17 protein-coding genes, 1 tRNA gene and 1 rRNA gene are annotated in these 19023 nt (G+C 40.4%); 12 read left to right on the forward strand and 7 right to left on the reverse strand.

Annotated elements, in window-relative coordinates:
• Positions 1–228: 228 nt before the first annotated feature.
• Together HY817_03885 and HY817_03890 are read right to left on the reverse strand one after the other, a co-directional pair.
• Positions 229–301, reverse strand: a tRNA-Ala gene (locus tag HY817_03885).
• Between the two features lie 111 nt (positions 302–412).
• Entirely contained in the window at positions 413–850 is a 438-nt protein-coding gene (locus tag HY817_03890) for a YtxH domain-containing protein (GenBank protein MBI4836374.1), read from the reverse strand.
• Positions 851–1134: 284 nt separating this feature from the next.
• Between HY817_03890 and HY817_03895 the strand changes: the two genes are divergently transcribed.
• The 7 genes from HY817_03895 to HY817_03925 all read left to right on the forward strand — a co-directional run bounded on the left by HY817_03895 (position 1135) and on the right by HY817_03925 (position 7800).
• Entirely contained in the window at positions 1135–3420 is a 2286-nt protein-coding gene (locus HY817_03895; GenBank protein ID MBI4836375.1) for an adenosylcobalamin-dependent ribonucleoside-diphosphate reductase, read from the forward strand.
• A gap of 167 nt (positions 3421–3587) precedes the next feature.
• Entirely contained in the window at positions 3588–4553 is a 966-nt protein-coding gene (locus HY817_03900; GenBank protein MBI4836376.1) for a DHH family phosphoesterase, read from the forward strand.
• Positions 4554–4558: 5 nt separating this feature from the next.
• Positions 4559–4810: a ferredoxin gene (locus HY817_03905; GenBank protein MBI4836377.1), complete on the forward strand. Its 252-nt coding sequence runs from the start codon at positions 4559–4561 to the stop codon at positions 4808–4810.
• A gap of 38 nt (positions 4811–4848) precedes the next feature.
• A complete protein-coding gene (locus HY817_03910; GenBank protein ID MBI4836378.1) occupies positions 4849–5184 on the forward strand; it encodes an iron-sulfur cluster assembly accessory protein in 336 nt (111 codons plus the stop codon).
• A gap of 28 nt (positions 5185–5212) precedes the next feature.
• Entirely contained in the window at positions 5213–6688 is a 1476-nt protein-coding gene (locus tag HY817_03915; protein ID MBI4836379.1) for a leucyl aminopeptidase, read from the forward strand.
• On the forward strand, positions 6681–7532 hold the full coding sequence (locus tag HY817_03920) for a decaprenyl-phosphate phosphoribosyltransferase (protein MBI4836380.1): 852 nt from the start codon (positions 6681–6683) through the stop codon (positions 7530–7532). Before HY817_03915 ends, HY817_03920 begins: the two co-directional genes overlap by 8 nt.
• Positions 7533–7539: 7 nt before the next feature.
• Positions 7540–7800: a hypothetical protein gene (locus HY817_03925; GenBank protein MBI4836381.1), complete on the forward strand. Its 261-nt coding sequence runs from the start codon at positions 7540–7542 to the stop codon at positions 7798–7800.
• Here HY817_03925 and HY817_03930 read toward each other — a convergent pair.
• The 3 genes from HY817_03930 to HY817_03940 form a co-directional block, all read right to left on the reverse strand.
• Positions 7794–8150 (reverse strand): EamA family transporter, encoded by a 357-nt coding sequence (locus HY817_03930; protein ID MBI4836382.1) that lies wholly within the window; start codon positions 8148–8150, stop codon positions 7794–7796. The two genes, HY817_03925 and HY817_03930, sit on opposite strands and share 7 nt — an antisense overlap.
• On the reverse strand, positions 8147–9244 hold the full coding sequence (locus tag HY817_03935; GenBank protein ID MBI4836383.1) for a DUF362 domain-containing protein: 1098 nt from the start codon (positions 9242–9244) through the stop codon (positions 8147–8149). The genes HY817_03930 and HY817_03935 overlap by 4 nt, the downstream gene beginning before the upstream one ends.
• Positions 9245–9310: 66 nt before the next feature.
• A complete protein-coding gene (locus HY817_03940; protein ID MBI4836384.1) occupies positions 9311–10462 on the reverse strand; it encodes a hypothetical protein in 1152 nt (383 codons plus the stop codon).
• A 141-nt stretch (positions 10463–10603) separates the two neighbouring features.
• Here HY817_03940 and ychF point away from each other — a divergent pair, with 141 nt between their 5' ends.
• The 3 genes from ychF (at position 10604) to HY817_03955 (ending at position 13016) form a co-directional block, all read left to right on the forward strand.
• Complete coding sequence (gene ychF / locus HY817_03945) at positions 10604–11689, forward strand: redox-regulated ATPase YchF (GenBank protein ID MBI4836385.1); 1086 nt, start codon at positions 10604–10606, stop codon at positions 11687–11689.
• A gap of 76 nt (positions 11690–11765) precedes the next feature.
• Positions 11766–12638 carry a hypothetical protein gene (locus tag HY817_03950; GenBank protein ID MBI4836386.1) on the forward strand — a complete coding sequence of 291 codons (873 nt, stop codon included), beginning with the start codon at positions 11766–11768 and terminating at the stop codon, positions 12636–12638.
• Positions 12639–13016 carry a hypothetical protein gene (locus HY817_03955; GenBank protein ID MBI4836387.1) on the forward strand — a complete coding sequence of 126 codons (378 nt, stop codon included), beginning with the start codon at positions 12639–12641 and terminating at the stop codon, positions 13014–13016.
• Here the strand turns inward: HY817_03955 and HY817_03960 are convergent.
• Together HY817_03960 and lexA are read right to left on the reverse strand one after the other, a co-directional pair.
• Complete coding sequence (locus tag HY817_03960) at positions 13013–14179, reverse strand: DNA polymerase IV (GenBank protein MBI4836388.1); 1167 nt, start codon at positions 14177–14179, stop codon at positions 13013–13015. The genes HY817_03955 and HY817_03960 overlap by 4 nt on opposite strands.
• A gap of 109 nt (positions 14180–14288) precedes the next feature.
• Positions 14289–14900: a repressor LexA gene (gene lexA / locus HY817_03965; GenBank protein ID MBI4836389.1), complete on the reverse strand. Its 612-nt coding sequence runs from the start codon at positions 14898–14900 to the stop codon at positions 14289–14291.
• Positions 14901–15040: 140 nt separating this feature from the next.
• Between lexA and HY817_03970 the strand changes: the two genes are divergently transcribed.
• Both HY817_03970 and HY817_03975 read left to right on the forward strand, forming a co-directional pair.
• Positions 15041–16801 (forward strand): S-layer homology domain-containing protein, encoded by a 1761-nt coding sequence (locus HY817_03970; GenBank protein MBI4836390.1) that lies wholly within the window; start codon positions 15041–15043, stop codon positions 16799–16801.
• A gap of 346 nt (positions 16802–17147) precedes the next feature.
• Positions 17148–18664: ribosomal RNA gene (locus HY817_03975) — 16S ribosomal RNA — on the forward strand.
• Positions 18665–19023: the final 359 nt, after the last annotated feature.

The following is a 19023-nucleotide window of genomic DNA, read 5'->3' on the forward strand; positions in this document are numbered from 1 at the left end:
AGAAACGGGCTGAAGGCAAATCCTACAGGCATGTCATCGTTATTATTATCCGTAAGCTCTGTGAACGTATTTTTTCCCTCATCAAACATGACCGTCTCTATGTCAAACGAACACCTTTGACAATATAGTTAGTCTTATCCTTCGAATCCCAAGAGATACACCTAAAAAAACTTATACTCTCAGGATGACTATAAGGACAAGACACGCATCTCGCAAAGCGAGATCATGTGGACCGAAAGGGATTCGAACCCTTCACCTCCTCGGTGCAAACGAGGCGCTCTACCAAATGAGCTATCGGCCCTTACCTAGTTTTCATTTTGCGATGCACAAAGTAGCAGAAAGTAAAATTTTGAGCAACGGGAAAACTCCAAATTAGACATCAAGAACTAAAAACTATGAATTTTTGCCATTTCTAATTCTTGAGATTCTCCCACTCTTCTTGTAGACGGGCAACTAATTCTTTAACAGAACTTTCCGCTAGCTTCTTACCTTTGGTATACATAGCCACAACGTCCTGAACAATACTATTATATTTTTTCTGAGTTAGCTTGACCTTACCATCTAATTGCTCCACTGCTGCCAAGACCTGAGCTTTTAGTTCAGCATAATGCTGCTCTAGTTTAGTAGAAACTCCTTCAAAAGTGCTATGAACAACTTCCTGCATTTCCGCAGAAGTCTTTTGCATGTTCTTCTTAAGAGAATTTGCTTGCTTAGCCAAATCCTTACGTAATTGTTTGCCAGGCTTAGGAGCAAAAAGCAAACCAGCCACAGCACCAATCGCCGCCGCAAATGCGGCACCAAAGACCTTTTTACCAGCACCACTACAGTGTTTGCATTCTTGATCAGACATAAAAACGAGTAAAAGCAGTGAGAGTATACCCTTATTACCTTTAGCCCCCAAATAGCAGTGATTGCTCAAATGAAAGTTTACGGTCTCGTCATTAATATTGATAAAAGAGATCCAGAAAAGCTCAGCAAACTGGGCAAGTAATATTGCAAAATATTTTCCCAACCAGTGAAACCAAACCAATCTATACACCCTTGAGTGCCGGAGATATTCCATCTACCATATGCACAAGATATTGTGTTTTTAGGAACAAATAAGCACAATATATAGAAAATAACCACTTCCTTATGCCCCAAATCACTCAACTCAAAAAACGTGACAATACTATCGTTGCCTATAAGATTAGCAAAATTGCCGAAGCAATATTCAAAGCAGCCCAGGCAGTTGGTGGCCATGATCACAAAGAATCAGAACATTTAGCAGTATTAGTTGAGAAAGCTCTTAATGAAAAGTTTAAACCGACATCGATTCCTTCTGTAGAAGAAGTCCAAGATCTGGTAGAGAAAGTATTAATCGAAGAAGGACATGCAAAAACTGCTAAGGCATACATTTTATATCGTGAAAAGCGTCGCCAAGCACGTGAGGAGCAAATGGCTGTAATGAATGGTTTCACCACCAAGCTACCATTTAGTATGAATGCACTCCGCGTTATTGCCAAGCGTTATTTAGTCAGAGATGACAAAGGCGAAATCTCAGAATCACCTGAAGGTATGTTCGCAAGAGTGGCAGTCTCATTAGCAAAAATTGAAAAGAATTATGGGAAAAATGAAAAACAGACTAAAGAAATTGAAAAACAATTTTCTGAAATCCTAACCAATTTTGAATTCACCCCAGCAGGAAGGACTCTTGCCAATGCTGGAGCCCCCACTCCGCTCATTTCCAATTGTATTGTATTGCATATGGAAGACAGTATGGCTGGCATCTTCAAGACTTTGCGTGATGCTGCCCTATTACAAAAAGCCGGTTCCGGCCTAGGTTTTCCCTTTCACCTTTTGCGACCTGCTGGCTCTTTTTGCGTTAGCTCTAGAGGCCAAGCTGGAGGACCCGTGTCCTTCTTACATGTCTACAATGAAGCCTTTGGTGTAATCAAACAACAAGGGCGCCATGGTGCTAATATGGCGGTAATGCGCGTAGATCATCCAGATATTCTCGAGTTTATCCACTGCAAATCTGTCGAAGGCAAGATTAAAAATTTCAACATTTCCGTAGGAATGACAGATGAATTTATGGAGGCCATCAGATCTGAAAGCAAGGAGCCTTGGTTTTGTCAATTTGAGGGCGTAAAAATGAAGCCACGTCGGGTGTACCGTAACAAAGACATGGTAATCGAAAAAATTGAAGAAGAGACAATGACTGCCACTGAACTTTTACACGAAATTGTCAGCGCAGCTTGGCACAACGGTGAGCCGGGCATTGTCTTCCTTGATGCCGTCAACAAAACCAATCCCGTACCAGGACTAGGCAGCATCGAAGCCTGTAATCCTTGTGGAGAACAATTTCTACATGCTAATGACGTTTGTAATCTTGGCTCCATCAATCTTGAACGCTTCGTACTTGATGGCCAGATTAATTTAGAAAGATTGAAAGCAGTAACCAAAATTTCTATTCGTCTATTAGAGAATGTGATTGATCTTACCGATTTTCCAGTCGAAGATGTCAACAAAACTTTCCGAGGCAATCGCCGCATTGGCCTGGGAATCATGGGGTTTGCTGATATGCTTTATCAACTGGGTATCGCTTACAACTCAGAAGAAGGTATCCGTACCGCTGAACTAGTGATGAGCACTATTCAGCAAGCAGCTCATGAAATGTCTCAGGAATTAGCAGAAGAGAGAGGAGCATTCCCTAATTATGATTTGAGCATATACAAGAAACAAGGAATAAAAATGCGCAATGCCGCACTCACCACTATTGCTCCCACAGGATCCATCTCAATGATTTATGATGTATCAAGCGGAGTGGAACCTTATTTTGCCCTTTCTTATTTCAAAGAGAATATCATGGGCGGAGACTCTCTTTATTACGGCAATAGACATCTAGAAAAAGTATTGAAAGACCGAGGTATTTACTCCCAAGAATTAATGAAGAAAATTGCCGAGCACGGCACTATCCAGGATTTAGCAGAGATTCCAGAAGATATTAAACGCGTATTTGTCACTGCTATGGATATATCAGCTGAAGACCATATTCGCATGCAAGCCGCCTTCCAAAAACATATCGACAATAGCATTTCAAAAACTATTAATTTTGCTAATTCAGCTAGCAAAGAAGATGTCATGAAAGGCTATTTACTAGCTTGGGAGCTAGGTTGCAAAGGATGTACCGTATACCGTAGTGGTAGTCGTGAATTAGAAATCTTAAGCGTCAGTAGCAAAAAACAGAACAAAGAAACCGAGAGCAAAGAAATCAACGATGAAAAGATGAATATCAATCTTGAGGTAAAAAAGATTGCAACATTATCCAAGGCTGAGCTAATGAAAGAAGGCATTTGTCCTGACTGTGGCGGCAAACTAGTAAAAGAAGAAGGCTGCGCCAAATGTCACAACTGCGCCTTCTCAGTCTGTGCACTTTAGCGCTCAAAAACACCTAGAATAGAGGATAAAAAAGGCTTTAGAAAGTGTCTAAAGCCTTTTTAAATCCATCTTAGCTCTCATCTCTAAGCTCTTAGCTCTTTCTCAGCTCTCTTGCCTTGTCATCCTAAATCTTCTATAGTAACCCACAATAGAAACTCAAAATTCCAATGCACTTCCCCCCTAATGAATTAACAAAATTGAAAGAAGCGATTCAAAAAGCTTCGCATATACTGCTCATTGATCCCGCAGGTATTGATGGCGACTCCATTGGCTCTCATCTCGCCTGGAAAATGGGCTTAGAGCAATTGGGTAAAAGGACAACCCATTTTTGCATTTCTCCCCTACCTAATAAAAACAAATTTCTCCCGCGCAGCGAAGAAATCACCGACAAATTACCTGAGCCTCAAAGTGTAGATGTGGCTATTCTTTGTGATCAAGGTGATGTAATGCATGGTCTTAAAGAACGTTTTGATGAACTGAAAAAACAAACAACTATTATCAATGTCGATCATCATTTCTCCAATAAGGGCATTGGCCACATCAATATTATGGTGCCAGAAGCTACCTCTTCTACCCAAGTTACTTACTACTTGCTAAGAGAATTAGGAGTTAATATTACAGCCGAAATTGCTACTTGCTTATTAAATGGCATCTACACTGATACTGGCAGTTTCCAACACAGCAACACTTCACCTGAAATATTGGAGCTAGCTTCTGTACTATTAAAACGGGGCGCAAATTTTAAGGGGATTGTACACAACAACTTTCACTCCATGCCTATCAGTAAATTAAGAATATGGGGTAGAGTACTACAAAGAATTCATGTATCAGAAAAGCAAGTAACAGTCTCCGGTGTTACCCAAGAAGATTTTCAACAAACCCAAAGTAGTCCAGATGCCTTAGAAGGCGTGGTGGATTTCATGACCGGTATTCCCCAGAGCAAATTCAGTATTTTACTATCTGAACGAAAAGATATAGTAAAAGGCTCTTTACGAACCTTACGAGATGATATTGATTTATCTGCACTGGCTCAACTAATGAATGGTGGCGGTCATAGAAAAGCTTCAGGATTCTCTTTACCAGGTACATTAAAAGTCGAGGGTGACCAATTAAAAGTGGTTCCATTAGTATAGATTTTATGGCTGAAGCTCAGAATAATAATGGTGAACAATTAGTTGTCGATCTTACCTGTATTGGTTGCAATATTTGTACTAATGTTGCCGAGCAAACTTTTGTTATGTATGAGACCGATGATGGACTAAAGTCAAAAGTAATTAATCAATCGGGTAATACACCAACGGAAATTCAACAAGCCATTGATATGTGTCCAGTTACAGCTATTCACTGGCAAAAAATTGCTGAGCAAGTCAAAAAAGATTTGCGCAATTAAACAGAGCTTTGTAGAGTACAGAGGCACTTTATTGTCTTATGCCTACACAATCATTGATCACCTTTAGTCAGCCTGCTTTAGCATATATCCGAAAAATAATGGCCAAAGCCGAAAAGGCCAATGCCTATCTGCGCTTTGGTTTAAGAGCAGGAGGCTGTGCTGGTTTCAAATACTACATGGGTGTTGAAGAAACCATTGGCGAGCATGACATTGTAATAAAAATTGAAGATCTAACTCTTTTGATAGACACCCAAGAACTTCCCATGATTGAAGGAACCATGGTTGATTTTGAAGAAAACTTAAATGGGTCCGGCCTAAAAATGCAAAACCCAAACTTTGGCCATCGCTGTGGTTGTGGCAAATCAGTAGGTTAATCTATTTTTTCTCTAATCAAATAACATTATGGTACAGATTCACCACGCCCCTACACTGAAAGCGCAAGGAAGCATCGTTGTTCCCTTGTTTCAAGATGAGGTAAAGAATATAAAAACTGGCAATAAAACTCTTGACCAATACATTAAAAATCGTTTAGCGGCCAAGGATTTCGAAGCTAAGTTACATGAAGTTTTTTCTAGTCATATTGACCAAGGTGACAAGAGCCTCACTTTATTATTAGTAGGTTTGGGCAAGAAGAGCGATTGCAATGAAGAAATGATCAGAGAAACTGGTGGGCATGTCTGTAAACGACTTAGAGGACTAAAACGAATCGAGGCTCAAATCAGTAGCACATTAACCGATAATCAGCTATTCGCATTCCTAGAAGGAGTGGCCTTAGCGAATTATCGAGTAGATCAATTCAAGACTGACAAAGAGCCAGCATTGGTTTTATTGAAGAGTCTTAGTATCATCCACACCAGCAAAAACAAGAGTTGGCAAAAAGAACTTGGTGAACGCTTAAAGATTGTTAGTCATGTCCATCAAGTGCGGGATTTGGTAAATACGCCAGCAGATAATATCTATCCCGAAAGCCTTGCGCAAAAAGCAAAAGATATCAGTAAAAAATATCGGCTTAAGGTTACTATTTTGGGCGAAAAAGAAATCGTGAAACAAAAGCTCGGTTTATTGTGGGCAGTAGGAAAAGGCAGTGTTCACAAACCACGTTTAATTACCCTAGCCTATAATGGTGGTAATAAAAATCAGAAACCAGTTTTATTGGTAGGCAAGGGAATCACTTTTGATAGTGGTGGATACAACTTGAAGCCAACCAATTTTATTGAAGATATGTACATGGATATGGCCGGCGGTGCCACCGTACTAGGAATCATTTCTGCTTGTAGCGAGCTTAAATTGCCTATTAATGTGATAGCAATAGTGGCTGCAGCAGAAAATTTAGTAAGTAGCTCAGCCTATAAACCCAGTGATATTATTCGTGCTTATAATGGAAAAACAGTAGAAATCACCAATACTGATGCTGAAGGAAGATTAGTTCTCGCCGACGCCATTAGTTATGGTATTAAGAACTTTAAACCACGAGCAATTATTGATTTGGCAACTCTGACAGGTGCCTGTATGGTTGCCTTAGGAGATCGCTACAGTGGTGTATTTAGCAATAACAACGATTTACTAAAAGCGCTCAAACAAGCTGCTGACAATACTTCTGAACTAGTTTGGGAGCTACCAATTCATCCCGACTATGAAAAACGCTTAAAAAGTGAAAAAGCAGATATGGTGAATTGCGACATCAAGACCCGCATGGCTGGAGCCTCTACTGCGGCCGCTTTTCTCAAAAAGTTTACAGAAGAGATACCCTGGGCACATTTAGATATTGCAGGTACAGCTTTTGGTAATATGCCTCGAGCTCATGATTGCGGTGGCAGCAGTGGCTTTGGTCTACGATTAGTCGTGAATTATCTCAGTAATCTGGCTAAAAATGTTTAAATCTTGGCTAAAACTATTACGTCCTACGCATTGGGCCAAGAATCTACTACTTTTTGTGCCCTTAATTTTCTCTTTGAATGTGTTTGAAAGCAGAGCCCTTTATCAAGCCTGTATCGCCTTCATTAGTTTTTCACTTATTGCCAGCACTGTCTATATCATCAATGACTATACTGATATTGAAAGAGACAAATTGCACCCCGTAAAAAGATCTCGTCCCTTAGCTTCAGGGCAAATAAGTAACACAACTGCCCTAGCCTCACTCCTGATCCTAGCTTCAGCCAGTTTAGCTTTAGCATACACTTTACCCCTCAAGTTTTTTTTCGTATTGATTGTCTATTTCATCGCTAATCTAGCCTACTCAACCTACTTAAAACATATTGTAATCATAGATTTACTTACCGTAGCAGCGTGTTATTTACTTCGTGTGTATGCCGGGGCAAAAGCAATTGAAGTGCCAATTACCAGTTGGCTGCTTTTTATTACCTTTTTCTTAGCGCTCTTTGTAATTACTGGTAAGCGCCATTCAGAATTACAGACTTTGGGTAGTAATAGCCGTCCCGTACTTTCGGCTTACAATAATGAGTTCTTAACCATGATTTTAGGCATCAGTGCCACGGGAGTAATAGTATTTTATACACTTTATACAACTACAAAACCCTTTCTTTTTACCTATTCAATACTATTCATTGTCTTTGCTTTATTACGCATGCTTTATTGGGTGTTAGTAAGAAAACATGCTGAAGAGCCCGAAAAACTGCTACTCAAAGACCCTTGGTTATTAGGAGATATTATCCTTTGGTTACTCATTTCCAGCATAGCACTCTACTTCCCTAATCTTATCTAAAACAAGTATGGCTAGAGAAATTGATTTAGCCCAATTAGAAAAGACAGCCCATGGAATAGAAGTAGTGACTACACTCCCCTCACCTGAACGCTTGGCAGATTTACAAAGAAGTCAAAGAGCCGCTTTAGCCCAAGTAGCATTAGCAGCATATCATTCAAAAGGGTTAGTACGTTTAGCCACTCATATACCAACAAGGCCCGAAGTAGCCGCGCTACAACTTGAAGGAGCAATACTCAAACAATCGCAAAAAGGCACTCCTTGCTATTGATATTGAGTAATGAGATATAAACCACCAATCACCAATACCAAGCCAACCATTTGTAGCCAATGGATGCTTTCATGTAGGTAAAATACTGAAAAGCTCACCACAATCAAAAAACCCAGCGATGTCATCAAGGGATAGGCAACACTTAACTTCATTTTTGATAGTACATAAGTATAAAGCAGCAAGGTTAAACCAAAAGAAATAATACCAGCCCATATCACAGGATTAGTAAGAAATCTTTTTAATCCCTCAATATTAAGGGTTAGACCACCCATGCGTTGAGCCCCCAGCTTCATCAAAATATTAGCAGTTGCATTGAACACAATTGCCAAGGCTAGAAATAGATACGTCATACTTTTTCAGGATACTGAGCAAAGAGCTTGCCCCAGTCAGTAGTCTTTTCCCAATGTTTGAATACATGAAACTCCTTTTTGGGCCAGCGAATATAATCATGATAAACTTCAGAACCAGTGACAAAAAGATGTACTAAAGGAGTATGGAAAAAAAGTTTCTGGATATGACGCATGGGACCAAACCACAATGTCTTACCCACCTTACTGGCAGCGTTATTACCCACCTCAAACCCCCAATTCTCCTTTTCTATATCTGCCCCTACTATTTCAATATTCTCCATGCGTCCATTGCCTAAACCATATTCATCGGCTAAACGAATATACTTTAGTGACATCGGATCAAAACCCATCATTTTAGCGGCAACAGCATCAATTGCTACTTGATCCGCAGAAGCTAACATATAATCTTTAATCACAGGAATAAGGGTTCGAGGGCCAGGACCATTACCAGCGGTAGTACCATCCATCACGGCAAAAACGCCACTGTGAATTTCTTGCTGAATAGCTAACAAATCAACTAGTGTCTCATGAATCCAGGTATGAGTATAATGCCGCTTCGTATTGAGTAATCCCCCGAAAGCATTTTTCATCGCTCCGGTAGTAGTGGTATAAATATGGCATTTCATTGTTGGTAAATGCACGATATTCTTATCGAAAAAGTAATCCGGAATCAGAATCCCCTCGGGAAAAACTTTATGTAGTACTAAAGTCTGAAACTTAGGTTTATACACAACCCACTTCATATCTTCGTCACGAAAATTATAAAGCACGGGAATATTGTACTTACGAAAAATAGGCACATACTTATTGAGATCTTCTCCTTTAAAAGCGTTGGTAACTACTGTTTTATTTTGAACGCAAGAAATATCATTAAAACCAGCCTGTTGTAGTCCTTGAATAGTTCCTTCCAATTGCCAAGGCGTAGTATTAGCCGAGGGCATAGGATAATGCCAGGAAATATTATCCTTTAGAATTGTAGTCTTGCTTGGATCCATAGCTGACTTCACACCAGCTAATTCCATCAATTTTCCTGTATCTGCCAAAACAGTTTCCGGCTTCGTTTTAATCACTGCCACAATAGATCTTTTTGCCATAAATAAACTTTTAAACCTTGGCCACGATAACAAAATCACCACCAAAAAGAAACCAAGCTCCTGCTTCTAACTAGTAGCCACATAGTGCCTAGGCCACAACCAAATAAGGGCAAAGTAAAGTGCTGCTTGGCCATACCAGGAATATTCCATGAAATTCCATTCTTGGGATACGTAAATCTGGGCAAAACAAACACACAACACAGGAATGAGTAAAGCAATAGCTGCATGTCGAGCAAATGTAAAAATACTTTTTCTCCCCCAAATAATGGCAAACGAAGCAATCAATGAAAGCGCGATCACTACTGTCGAGGGCATAACGCCTTCAAAGCGAGCTAACTTTTGATAAGTATGTAGCGGTGAAAATGCGTTAGGGTCATAGAGATAAAAAGGCAATGTGATTAATAAGAAAGCCGCCATTATTATCAAGCAATACTTCATTGTTTGGGACCAATGAAGCTTATTCCTTAAAGTAAGAATGAACGCAGGTAAAATGAGTAAAAAGTTTAATCGAGACGACAAACCAATACCAAAAATAAAAAATACCAAAGTCCTCCACTTCAAGGACATTCTTGCTTCTATAAAATGAATAGACAATATACTCAAGACAGTAATCCAGATTGTATTCGCCAACAAATCCCCGCCAGTTAGCACTTCATGCCATACTATCGGCGACAAAAAAGCAGCAAACCAAATCATCAATGCTTCATTAGGCAGCACTTTTTTCAGAAAAACAAAAAGGACCAACAACCAAAAAAAGTTTTGCCAAGCACTATTAGCCAAGAACACAAAAGGAATACTAAATAACACACCGCCAGGAAAAGGACTAATTGGGGTCCCCACATTCTGAGGATCATCAGGCGCCAACCAAGCTACTTTTGCATATTCATAATACGGATACTCTCCCCTGAGTATATGATGAGCAGCAATATTTAGAGCCTCCTCTCTATTGCTACCTCCTTCATATTGATTGAGATAGGGATACAAAATTTGAAAGAGTAGAAACAAAAACAACACAAATGCCATCACCATAATATATTCGTACCTACCCAGTCTCGATACAATCATTTTTCCCAATGTACTTTGCAAAGCAATGAGCAATAGCACTACCAATAAGCCATAGATAAGCATGCCAGTTAAGCCCACAAAAAACTGGAACTTCAAAGCAGGAAAAACAATAAAAAATGCTAATAAAACTGTCTTTAATACGTGACCAACCATTAAGCACAATTAAATACACGTTCATACTATTTAAAGTTTCTACCAACCACAATGCATTTATTTGTTTTTTATTAGCTTCGATTTTGCTATAGTCGTCTCGAATGAATTAGCTTTCCTGCTTTATTTATAATCTGTAATTTTATGAGCCTCGCTCTTGGCATAGTCGGTCTTCCTAATGTGGGAAAATCAACCCTCTTCAATACACTCACCAAAACAATGGCGGCACAGGCATCTAATTATCCATTTTGTACTATTGACCCCAATGTCGGTGTCGTAGAAGTACCGGATAATCGCTTAAATGTATTAGCTAAAGTGGTAAATACTAAAAAAGTGGTTCCTGCCATTGTTGAATTTATTGACATTGCTGGCATTGTCAAAGGGGCATCGCAAGGAGAAGGGTTAGGAAATAAGTTCTTAGCTAATATTCGTGAGGCAGATGCTATCATCCATATTTTCCGTTTATTTGCTGATGCCAATGTTACTCATGTACATGGCACCGTCGATGCCAAAAGAGACATTGAAGTAATTAATACGGAGTTAATGCTAGCTGATCTGGACAGCCTAAAAAAACAAATCGACAGCTTACAAAAAAAAGCCAAGGGACAAGATAAGGAGGCTATAGCTATGGTAACTATTGGTGAAAAACTATTAAAAGCATTAGAGCACGGTGCTCTGGCAAACACAGTACCATTGAGCAATGAAGAAAAAGAATTAGCTAAAAGATTTCAGCTCATCACTCAAAAACCTGTATTATTTGTTGCCAATATTTCTGAAGAACAAATCAAAGACACTGACGAAAAAAAGTTAGCTCAAGAGCTAGGCTTACCCAATCTATTAACAGTATGCGCAAAAGTTGAAGCAGAAGTAGCGCAACTATCTGAAGAAGATGCAAAAGTATTCTTAGCTGAATACGGTCTCACTGAAAGTGGGCTCAGCAGAGTAATTCGAGCTGGGTACGATGTGTTAGGTCTCCAGACCTACTTTACTGCAGGTGAAATTGAAGCTCGAGCCTGGACAGTAAAAAAAGGCGCCACCGCTCCTCAAGCGGCAGGAGTAATCCATACTGACTTCGAAAAAGGCTTTATCAAAGCTGAAGTGGCCAATTATGAAGACTTTGTTATCTGTAATGGTTGGAGTGGCGTACGAGAAAAGGGCAAACTCCGACTCGAGGGCAAGGAATACGTAGTACAAGATGGTGATGTAATGTTCTTCAAATTTAACAATTAGAAGTACGCATTTCAGCTTGATTATACTTGTAGTACCTAATAAGTAGTAATACAGTGCCAGCAGCTATTATATTTTTATGCTAAATCCCCAAACAACATACTTTGGTAGAATCAAACAAGCACTAGAGCTCATTCCCCAAAACCCATTAATGTTTATCGCTCTACCAATATTTAGCATATTGATAACCTATATTATTGGTCCAGCGATTGTCGGTATACTAGTAACACTACTGTACCCCTTACTCCAAACTTATTTCGCAGCTAGTACAGCAATGATCATATATCTGGTAATTGGCATCATAGTAATGCTTATTATATCAGTGATTCTTCAAGGAGTAACTTTACTATCTCAAATCACTACTACAGCACAGTTAGATCAAGAAAAAAAGGATGTTGCTGGCACCATTATTCAAAAAAGTTTTTCTCAATTAGGCAGTTATGTACGCCTATCTATTAGAATAGCAATATATTTTCTGATTCCGATGTTGTTAGTTATTGCCGTAATGATTTTGTATGCCGTATTAAATACTATCGTTAGCTCTGGAGTAATGGATTATTCTTTTGCTTCAGGTCTAAATTCAATTTTAGGCATAGTGGGGACAATTGCTCTTTTGTGGGCTATTTTATCTATTATCTTGCGTGGCCCTAGAACAATATTCGCTTTTCATTTTTTAGCTATCAAGAAATATTCAGCAAAAGAGGCCTTCCAAGAATCCTTACAAATAACGAAAGGACGTTGGGGGAAAATGATTCTTCATATCTTAGCATTCGGTATTGTTGCCTTTGTAGTACAATTCATCGTAAATCTAATCCCAGATGGCACCTTAGCCATGATTCTCCAAGCAATTGTTGAAGCATTACTCCTTAGCACATGGGTAATTTATACCTACTTATTTCTCAAAGTCACTGAAGCACAACCAGCTGTCACAGTTACACCTGTTAAGCAATAAATGCATTACTATCGTTTCATTGTAGGAAAACTGGGCATTTATGAAGCGGTAGAGCGCGACTGCCCCAAAGATGATGTAAGAAGATTACAAAAACCTGATGGTTCCTGGCTCCCTAAGGTAGGGAATAAATATCCAGGAGCCATTTCTTTTTGGACCCAAGAGGGATTAGAAAAATACTATAGCTCAGGATTATTTCATTGGCACTGTTCAGTAGTCCGAGAAAAAGTACAAGTAATTGTCATTACTACACCAATTGATATTTTGTATCAAGATCAATATCAAGTTATCTGCTCAGTAATGAATGGTGATGCAGCGAAGACCATAGCAGTAGAAAAGCTAGATCATAAGCACAGCAATCCCCCAAAAAATAAAGACTAAACCCCAATTAGTACTGTCGGCTTCTTGTAGCGACCAGCCAATTCATCAAGGACTGTTTGTACTTTTTGCGCTCTTGAAGATGTAAATAAGGAATGCATCTCTACTTCATCAAGCCGAGCAGCTGAGACCCCAATTAGCCGCACCTTTTCATTTTTACACTGTTTTCTTAATTGCCAAAACAAGTGACGAATTACTGGCATAATTTCTAGATCTGAGGCAGAAAACTCAGGCAAAACAAGTGTCTTTGTATAGGTGGAAAAATTCGCTAATCTCACCTTAACCCGTACTTCTTTTGCATGAAGCTCCAAACGACGCATACGCCACAAAACATGAGCTGTTAATAAACGTAAAGACGTCATCACCTGAGAAGAAGAGAAATCATGATCATAAGCAAAAGTATGTTCTCGCGATACGGAAAGAGGTTTTTGCTCTTTTTCCATTACTTCTCGATCATCATAGCCATTAATCGCCAAATACAAATGTTGACCATAAGTACCGAAGAAAGTACAAATTTCTTGATAAGTCCACCATTGTAAATCAGCGATCTTATTTATGCCTAAATCATGCAATTCTTTGACAGCACTATTACCCAAGCCAGGAAAATCAGCAATAGAAAAACGGCCTAAAAATTCTCGAGTAATACTGCTGGGCACAACTGTAATACCTGGTTTTCTGGAACCAGCAGCGATCTTTGCCGTTACTTTGTTGTCTGCCAAACCAAGTGAAACTGGAATACCAACAATTTCGCGAATAGACTTTTCAATTTGAGCAAGCAAGCTGAGGTAACTTTCACCCCAGATCATGTCCTGACCAGTGAGATCTATATAAGCTTCATCGATAGATGCCGGCTCCACCTTGTCACTAAATTGGCGCAAAACTTTAAGCAACTTTTCTGAACATTCAGTGTATAGAGCGAAGTCAGCAGTCAAAACTATTGCCTCCGGACAAAGCTTTTTGGCCCGATGAAGAGACATGTCTGCATACACACCTTTATCACGAACTTCATAGCTAGCAGAAGTAACTACGCCTCGTTTATTCCACTTATCGCTTCCCCCACCAACAATCACAGGTTTGTCCTGCAAAGATGCATCTCTCATCCGTTCACAGGAAACGAAGAAACAATTACAATCAACATGTAAAATGGCACGACGAAGAAAAGACATAATAATGAGAAATTATGAATTAACAATTACCAATGGAGGAACAATTTAAGATGCAAAGAAAGATTTATATCAGTATACTCTTTAAACTTTGCATCTTGATTTTAAAATATTAGTAGTTTCTCAGTAATGCAGTTACAGTGCCTTGAATCGATAGCTCAGACACTGGGTGCAAATCTTGATAAGCAGGGTTTTCTGCCTTTAAGTAAGCGTACTTCCCTTCACGTACTAGACGCTTTACGGTACTTTCACCATCAATCAATGCCACCACAATATCTCCTCCTTTAGCTTCATGTCGAAAATTAACTACCACTGTATCACCGGGCAAAATGCCGGCACCTGTCATGCTGTCGCCACGAACTTTGAGAAGATAACAACTCTCTGGATCATTAACCAAATTTTCTGCTACCGATACCCAGGTATCAGGAACTTGTTCTTCTAATGTCGCCACACCAGCTGGCACACTACCATACATAGGTAATGTGATATCCGCCTTGCGATGCATTTTGTCTCTAATTTCAGGTAACATTTCTATTCCTCTAGCTCTTTTACTGCGGGTAATCGCCCCCTTTTTTTCTAAGGCAATTAAATGCTTGAGTATGCCATTGTCTGAACTGACGCCTAAAAACATCCGAATCTCTTTGAGCGTTGGTGACGCGCCAAATTGCAGTTGATATTCACGCACATAATCTAACAATTCTTGCTGTCGTGATGTAAGGTTCATAAGATTTTTGGTGAATGTTCACTCCCCATATTAGGTGAGAGGACACTCACTGTAAACTCACCATAAAACATCGCGCCTGCAAGCGCAGAATCTAGTCTGTTTTGGGCAGCATGCTACACTTGAGACAAGTTATTTTTTCTATGAAATCATTTTTCTGGTGGATGCGAATTATGGTTAGTATTTTGTTATTCATTGGCTCATTTCACCAAGGTCTAGCTCTAACATTCACCATTCCCACCCCTCAGTTACAAATTCCCACCTTGTCACTGGGACCCAATGTAATAGCCACTTATCCAGCTAATAATGAGCGCGTGCTTTCTTCAGTAGCAGAAGAGCCTTACACTCCGTTACCCAGAGTAACAGTACTATTTAGTGAGCCAATCGCAGCTCTCACCACAGTAAAAAATGCGGTAAATATTACTTTTGTCGAAGATGGCATTAGTATGTCGCGGGACTTCTTTACCGCGGAGATATTGGCTAATGCTCTTTATATTGAATCTACTCGTTGGTATGTAGATGCTGAGTTCAGTATCACCATTGACGGCTCACAAATAAAAAGTGTCAAAAGTGGCACGATGATGGGCAGCAATTATAGCTGGCATTTCAAAACTGATAAGACTCGCTATACCAATCCACCAGACCGAGATGAAAGTGAACGAGTACCAGAATGGAACATAGCCAAGCAAGCACTTACGCCCACAGTACAGATTACTAATAATAGTGATGGCATCGCTACGTATCGTATTTCACTTACTCCTTATGGCGTAACCTCAGCACGTACTATTACTATCAAAGATGTTTTACCACCTGGTTTCAGTTTCGATAGCATAGTAGGAGGCAATGTAACTAACGGTAGTACTGTACAAGCTGAAGGTGGCAATCCAGTCACATTTTCTATTACAGGCAGTATCAGAGGGGGCGATACTTTCTACTTTGACTATCGCGTGAAAGCCAATGGTCAGATGAGCAACGGTACTGCCATAGTTCCCACAGGAACATATCACAATCTTGCTTATGTAAAAGGTTACTTCACACCTGAAGTAACAGCTGCTGCTGCATATGGTAATAATAATTTTTTCTCCAGTGCTACCGATAGCAGAGACGATGATGACAATGTAATTATCACTCGTCGTACCACAATATTACCCACCCCGACCACAAACTCCCCCACCCCCCAAATCAGTCCACTTCCCACTTCTCTTGTCCCTCCAACCACAGCAGCAAGTAGTCTCCCTAGCAATGCGACTAATACATTAACACCACCACCGGTCGATGTATTAACTTGTTTACAGATTAATGGCGCAAATGAAATTTCTTTTTCCGATGTGGCAAATAATGAGCGCGAAACACCTTATATCAATTTTTTGAACACCACAGTATTTGCTAATAATCCCACCCTACGTGTAGTGAAAGGTTATGAAAATCAACAATTTGGCCCCAATAATACACTTACTCGTTTTGAATTGACTAAAATCGCTCTAGGTGCAAATTGTATCGATTATAAAGTCGATCCAACACCCAACAATTATTTTTCCGATGTTCCCACTGACAATTCAGACATGTCTTTAATTATCGGCAAGGCCTACGCTGAGGGTGTGGTACAAGGAATTGGCAACAAGTTTTATCCCAATCGCCCGGTAACTTATGGCGAAATGGTGAAAATCTTGATTGGTGCTGGTATTTATTTTTCCCATGGCATAGCAGTTAATTCTTTAACCAGTTCAACCACCGGCATTACCGATGAAGCCTTCCGCCCATATGTAGAGCACGCCGCTCGAATGAATTTAGTGAATTTCGGAGAAAACAATTTATTCCCTCAAAATGACTTAGTATTACGGAAGTTCATGGCCCAAGCTGGAGCAAAATACATTATATGGCTAAAGAAGCTACCCCAATTCTGAATGCTGAATTCTGAATTCGGAATGAACGGTTAGACGAAAGTTACTGTTTAAACAATGACGCGTACTCAATTTTTCGATTTTATTGAAAAATCGAAAAATTGAGTAGCTTCCGACTTCAATTCTGAATTCAGCACTCAGAATTCAGAATTGTTCTGCTTCCCCTTTACAAACTAAAACTCTTCAGTTAAATTGGTGTCGCTCTGAAACAGGAGTATATTTTTCTTTTTGAAAATTGGCCTTTAACATCTAAGGTGCAGAAGAGAAATTGTGTAACACAATCCTACACAATTTACGTAGACGTTTTCATTGTTTTTTTCGGTAAAAAAGACAATAACTTTTTTTCTAAAAGAGTTTGATTCTGGCTCAGGATTAACGCTGGCGGTATGCATAACACATGCAAGTCGAACGAGGATGCTTGTCGGACTCTGTTTGTAACTTGTTACAGATAGGGCCCGATAAGTAAGCCGAGTGGCGGACGAGAGAGTAACACGTTGGCATCTACCCCATACTCAGGGATAACTCGCCGAAAGGCGAGCTAATACCGGATGGTCCCTATATCGTAATGGTATAGGGTAAAGTTTTTCGGTATGGGAGGAGCCTGCGACCTATCAGCTAGTTGGTGAGATAACAGCCCACCAAGGCTATGACGGGTAGCTGGTCTGAGAGGACGATCAGCCTCGCTGGGACTGAGACACGGCCCAGACTCCTACGGGAGGCAGCAGTGAGGAATTTTCCACAATGGACGAAAGTCTGATGGAGCAATACCGCGTGCAGGATGAAGGCTTTCGGGTCGTAAACTGCTTTTTATAAGGAGCAACTATGAGTTTACTTATAGAATAAGTCACGGCTAATCACGTGCCAGCAGCCGCGGTAATACGTGAGTGGCAAGCGTTATCCGGAATCATTGGGCGTAAAGCGTCAGCAGGGGGGCCTTCAAGTGAAATGTAAAATCCTTCGACCCAATCGAAGAGCTGTATTTCATACTGTTGGCCTAGAAGACAGGAGAGGTAAATAGAATTTCCGGAGTAGGGGTAATATCCGTAGATACCGGAAGGAATATCAATAGCGAAGGCAATTTACTGGTCTGTTCTTGACCCTCAGTGACGAAAGCGTGGGTAGCAAACAGGATTAGATACCCTGGTAGTCCACGCCCTAAACAATGGATACTCGACGTTCGGAGGAATCGACCCCTCTGAGTGTCTAAGCTAACGCATTAAGTATCCCGCCTGGGAAGTACGATCGCAAGATTAAAACTCAAAGAAATTGACGGGGATCCACACAAGCGGTGGAGCATGTGGTTTAATTCGACGGTAAGCGAAGAACCTTACCAAGGCTTGACATTCTACTAATGCCCTGGAAACAGGGAGGTGCCCGAAAGGGAAAGTAGTAACAGGCGCTGCATGGTTGTCGTCAGCTCGTGTCGTGAGATGTCGGGTTAAGTCCCTAAACGAGCGCAACCCTCGGACTGTGTTGTATTTCTCACAGTCGACTGCCTTCGTAAGAAGGAGGAAGGTGGGGATGACGTCAAATCAGCATGGCTCTTACGCCTTGGGCGACACACGTGCTACAATGAAGTGCACAATGAGAAGCAAGAGCGCAAGCTGGAGCAAATCTCAAAAACATTTCTCAGTTCGGATTGAGGGCTGCAACTCGCCCTCATGAAGCTGGAATCGCTAGTAACCGCCGATCAGCCACGCGGCGGTGAATATGTTCCTGGATCTTGTACACACCGCCCGTCAAGTCATGGGAGGAGGGAGTACCAGAAGATCCGCATTTGCGGGGACAAGGTAATACCTCTGACTGGGACTAAGTCGTAACAAGGTATCCGTAGGGGAATCTGCGGATGGATCACCTCCTTTCAAGGGAGATATGTACACTAGCATTTGCATAGGTACTACGGTCGTTTGTTACACACATTTCTCTTCTGCACTTTGGATGTTAGACAAAAAAGCTATTCAGCATAATGCTGAATGGCTTTTTTGTGTAGAATGGAGAATGTAGAGTGGAGAATAGAAAGAATGCAGGGACTCAAGGAAGTCCAGCCCTCATTCTCCATCCATTCTTTCCACACAACACTCTACATTCGGTTAAATTAACGAATGAGTTGGAGGAAGTTAATATTTGAGTGACCAAACTCAATTAACTTCCCCTTCAAATGTATCATACGATCTTGCGCAGAATAATATCTCATCCCCAGTACGCACTTATACTTGTCAGAAAGC

This window comes from Candidatus Abawacabacteria bacterium (genome assembly GCA_016207805.1).
Classification (GTDB): Bacteria; Patescibacteriota; Gracilibacteria; order RBG-16-42-10; family RBG-16-42-10; genus JACQZO01.

Coding starts and splice junctions, on each gene's coding strand:
- HY817_03890 (MBI4836374.1), bottom strand. CDS start 850: ATGTCTGATCAAGAATGCAAACACTGTAGTGGTGCTGGTAAAAAGGTC.
- HY817_03895 (MBI4836375.1), top strand. CDS start 1,135: ATGCCCCAAATCACTCAACTCAAAAAACGTGACAATACTATCGTTGCC.
- HY817_03900 (MBI4836376.1), top strand. CDS start 3,588: ATGCACTTCCCCCCTAATGAATTAACAAAATTGAAAGAAGCGATTCAA.
- HY817_03905 (MBI4836377.1), top strand. CDS start 4,559: ATGGCTGAAGCTCAGAATAATAATGGTGAACAATTAGTTGTCGATCTT.
- HY817_03910 (MBI4836378.1), top strand. CDS start 4,849: ATGCCTACACAATCATTGATCACCTTTAGTCAGCCTGCTTTAGCATAT.
- HY817_03915 (MBI4836379.1), top strand. CDS start 5,213: ATGGTACAGATTCACCACGCCCCTACACTGAAAGCGCAAGGAAGCATC.
- HY817_03920 (MBI4836380.1), top strand. CDS start 6,681: ATGTTTAAATCTTGGCTAAAACTATTACGTCCTACGCATTGGGCCAAG.
- HY817_03925 (MBI4836381.1), top strand. CDS start 7,540: ATGGCTAGAGAAATTGATTTAGCCCAATTAGAAAAGACAGCCCATGGA.
- HY817_03930 (MBI4836382.1), bottom strand. CDS start 8,150: ATGACGTATCTATTTCTAGCCTTGGCAATTGTGTTCAATGCAACTGCT.
- HY817_03935 (MBI4836383.1), bottom strand. CDS start 9,244: ATGGCAAAAAGATCTATTGTGGCAGTGATTAAAACGAAGCCGGAAACT.
- HY817_03940 (MBI4836384.1), bottom strand. CDS start 10,462: ATGGTTGGTCACGTATTAAAGACAGTTTTATTAGCATTTTTTATTGTT.
- ychF (MBI4836385.1), top strand. CDS start 10,604: ATGAGCCTCGCTCTTGGCATAGTCGGTCTTCCTAATGTGGGAAAATCA.
- HY817_03950 (MBI4836386.1), top strand. CDS start 11,766: ATGCTAAATCCCCAAACAACATACTTTGGTAGAATCAAACAAGCACTA.
- HY817_03955 (MBI4836387.1), top strand. CDS start 12,639: ATGCATTACTATCGTTTCATTGTAGGAAAACTGGGCATTTATGAAGCG.
- HY817_03960 (MBI4836388.1), bottom strand. CDS start 14,179: ATGTCTTTTCTTCGTCGTGCCATTTTACATGTTGATTGTAATTGTTTC.
- lexA (MBI4836389.1), bottom strand. CDS start 14,900: ATGAACCTTACATCACGACAGCAAGAATTGTTAGATTATGTGCGTGAA.
- HY817_03970 (MBI4836390.1), top strand. CDS start 15,041: ATGAAATCATTTTTCTGGTGGATGCGAATTATGGTTAGTATTTTGTTA.